The organism is Arthrobacter sp. 05L45_2, assembly GCF_056397525.1.
The window spans coordinates 1-3,363 of sequence record NZ_JBFTNO010000264.1; the positions used below are offsets into that span (position 1 = coordinate 1).

A 3,363-nucleotide genomic window follows, 5' to 3' on the forward strand; every position below is an offset into this window, starting at 1 on the left:
GCCCACGCTCGTCGCTAGCATCCTTGCCGCCGGCCTGGTGGGCGGCGGAGTGGTCGCCGGCGGGAATGCCCTGATCGGCAGGGCGGCGGAGTGGTCGCCGGCGGGAATGCCCTGATCGGCAACCGTTCGCTGGCCGCCACCGGCGGCACCAGCCAGTCCGGCACCGTGATCGTCAACAACAAGGACGACGTCAACGCCATCACCGCCGCCGCCGAGAAGGCCTCACCCAGCGTGGTGACCATCAAAGCCACCAGCGGCAGCGACGGCGGCACCGGATCCGGCATCATCCTCGACGGCGAAGGCCACATCCTTACCAACACCCACGTGGTTACCCTTGACGGCAAGTCGGCGAACGCCGCCGTCGAGGTCCGCACGAGCACCGGCAAGGTCTTCAGTGCCAAGATCGTCGGCACGGACCCGCTCTCCGACCTCGCCGTCATCAAGGTGGACAATCCGGCGGGGCTGGTCCCGGCCACCCTCGGCGACTCGGACAAGCTCAACGTCGGTGACACCGCCGTCGCGATCGGGTCCCCGCTGGGCCTGACCGGTACGGTCACGGACGGCATCGTCTCCACCCTGAACCGCACCATCAGTGTCGCGTCCTCGGCCGCCCCCAAGAACGGCGCCGACAACTCCCAGGGCGGCGACCAGGGCTTCCAGTTCGCTCCTCCCGGCGGGGGACAGGCCCCCAGCACCGCTGACCAGGGCAGCATCTCGATCAACGTCATCCAGACCGACGCCGCCATCAACCCTGGCAACTCCGGCGGTGCTCTGGTCAGCAGCAAGGGTGAAATCATCGGCGTGAACGTCGCCATCGCCTCGGCCGGCGGGGACTCCGCCGGCAGCAGCAGCAGCGGCAACATCGGCGTCGGCTTCAGCATCCCGATCAACAACGCCAAGCGCGTCGCCCAGGAGATCATCAGCAACGGCAAGGCCACCCACGGCCAGCTCGGGGTGAGCGTGAAGGCCAAGGCGGCGGGCACCTCGTCCTCCGGTTTCTCTGTAGGCGCAGACGTGGCCACGGTGGAGCCAAGCTCCGCCGCCGACAAAGCCGGCATCAGGGTGGGCGACGTCATCACCAAGTTCCAGGACCGCTCCATCAGCGATCCGAACCAGCTCACGGCCGCAGTCCGCGAGCAGGCAGCCGGCGCGAAGGTCCAGGTCACCGTCCTCCGCGGCGGCAAGGAACAGCAGCTTGATGTGACGCTGGGCGCAGCCGCCGAGCAGTAACAACAGCAGCAGTAGCGGCAGCACCCGCCGACGCGGGAAGTACAACGAGAAGCCGGCCGGCGCCCTGAGGGGTGGCGGCCGGCTTCGCCGTTCCGGGCACGCACGTCAGCCCGGGACCGATCCCCGGGGGCCGCTCCCGGACGCCCTCTCCGCGGGCAGCTGACACAGGCGTTAACCGGGGCCGCGCCGTGGCCCCGCTATATGGTTAGCTTGGAGCAGCCCGGCCGCCCGGGCACCCCTGGCCACGACCCCACCCGGCTGGCCGCCCCCGGCATGGAAGGCTGCTGTAAACACAGTGGAAGAGACTTTGAAAATCATCGTGCTCGTCAAGCACGTTCCGGACGCGCAGTTCGACCGGCACCTCAGCGGTGCGGCCAACACCACCGACCGGTCCGAGAGCATCCTGTCCGAACTGGACGAATACGCCCTGGAAGCGGCGCTGCAGCTGAGCGAGGCCCGCGGCGGCGAAGCCGCGGGAAATAAGGTCATTGCCCTGAGTATGGGCCCGGCCGGCGCCGTCAACGCCGTCAAGAAATCGCTGCAGATCGGCGCCACCGAGGGCGTGCACCTCAGCGACGAGGCGCTGGCCGGCTCGGATGCCGCTGCCACCTCCCTGGCCCTGGCCGCGGCGATCCGCCACCTTGGCGCCGACTCCCCGGCGGACCTCATCCTCACCGGAATGGCCTCCACTGACGGCGAAACGTCCCTGGTGCCCGCCCAGCTCGCCGAGCGCCTGGGCCTGCCCCAGGTGACCTTCGCGGCCTCCCTCGACCTGGACGGCGGCACCCTCACCGCCCGCCGCGACGGCGACTCCCACGCCGACACCGTCGAGGCCACCCTGCCTGCCGTGGTCTCGGTCACCGACCAGATCAACGATCCGCGGTACCCGAACTTCAAGGGCATTATGGCGGCGAAGAAGAAAACCATCACCACCCTGACCCTGGCCGATATCGGCGTCGAGCCCGGCGAGGTGGGCCTCGCGGGGTCCTGGACCACGGTTGAGACGGCGGACCTCCGGCCGCCGCGGACGGCCGGCACCATCATCACCGACGACGGCGACGCCGGCATCAAGCTGGTGGACTTCCTGGCCGCCCAGAAGCTGCTCTAAGAAAGTTCCAGACATGGCAAAAGCACTCGTTTTCATCGATACCCCGGGTCCGGCGCTGAAGAAATCCAGCCTGGAACTGCTCACGATCGCCCGCGGCCTGGGCGAGGTGGCTGTGGCGTTCAACGGCGGCCTGCAGGACGACGTCAGCGCCGCCCTCGCGGCCTACGGCGCGTCCGAGCTCTACGTCCCGTCGGCGGCGGACCTCAACGACTACCTCGTCGGTCCCAAAGCCGCCTTCCTCGCGGCGGCCGCCGAGGCCTCCGGGGCGGACATCGTGCTGGCGGACAACACCGCCGAAGGCAAGGAGATCGCCGCGCGGCTGGGAATCAAGCTCCGCGCAGGCGTCATCACCGACGTCGTCGCCGTGGACCCGGACGGGACCGCGCACAAATCCGTGCTCGCCGGCGCCTACACCACCACGGCCCGGGCCACCACGCCCGTCGCGGTACTGACCGTCAAAGCCAACAGCGCTGAGCCGGAGCCGGCCGCCGTCCCCACCGCCCCGCAGGCCGTGACCGTGGACGTGCCGGGCGGCGCCACCGCCTCGGCGGCCCGGGTGACCGGGCGGACCGAGAAGGCCGCCAGCGGGCGCCCCGAGCTCTCCGAAGCCAGGATCGTCGTGGCCGGCGGCCGCGGCGTCGACGGAAACTTCGGGCCGCTTGAGGACCTCGCCGACGCTCTCGGCGCCGCTATCGGCGCTTCCCGCGCCGCCACGGATGCCGGCTGGATCGGCCACGACGCACAGGTGGGCCAGACCGGCAAGACGGTGTCGCCGCAGCTTTACCTCTCCGCAGGTATTTCCGGGGCCGTCCAGCAGAAGTCCGGCATGCAGACGGCCAAGGTGATCGTGGCGGTGAACAAGGACGCCGAGTCGCCGGTCTTTGAGATCGCCGACTTCGGCATTGTCGGTGACCTCTTCCAGGTCCTCCCGCAGGCCACCGAAGAAATCAAGAAACGCAAGGCTGACCAGTGAGCACCAATGCCCCCGCGGCGCAGAGCCCGTTCGACCCGGACCACACCCGGAT

The 3,363-nt window shown here is 69.7% G+C and carries 2 protein-coding genes and 1 pseudogene; all 3 read left to right on the top strand.

Translation table 11 applies throughout. The features are described from left to right. A pseudogene (locus tag AC1DHD_RS15130) lies at positions 1–1,230 on the top strand (S1C family serine protease); the annotation flags it as partial. A gap of 307 nt (positions 1,231–1,537) precedes the next feature. After that, positions 1,538–2,338 carry an electron transfer flavoprotein subunit beta/FixA family protein gene (locus AC1DHD_RS15135; protein ID WP_476880502.1) on the top strand — a complete coding sequence of 267 codons (801 nt, stop codon included), beginning with the start codon at positions 1,538–1,540 and terminating at the stop codon, positions 2,336–2,338. Between the two features lie 13 nt (positions 2,339–2,351). Then, entirely contained in the window at positions 2,352–3,311 is a 960-nt protein-coding gene (locus AC1DHD_RS15140) for an electron transfer flavoprotein subunit alpha/FixB family protein (protein ID WP_476880501.1), read from the top strand. Positions 3,312–3,363 lie beyond the last annotated feature (52 nt).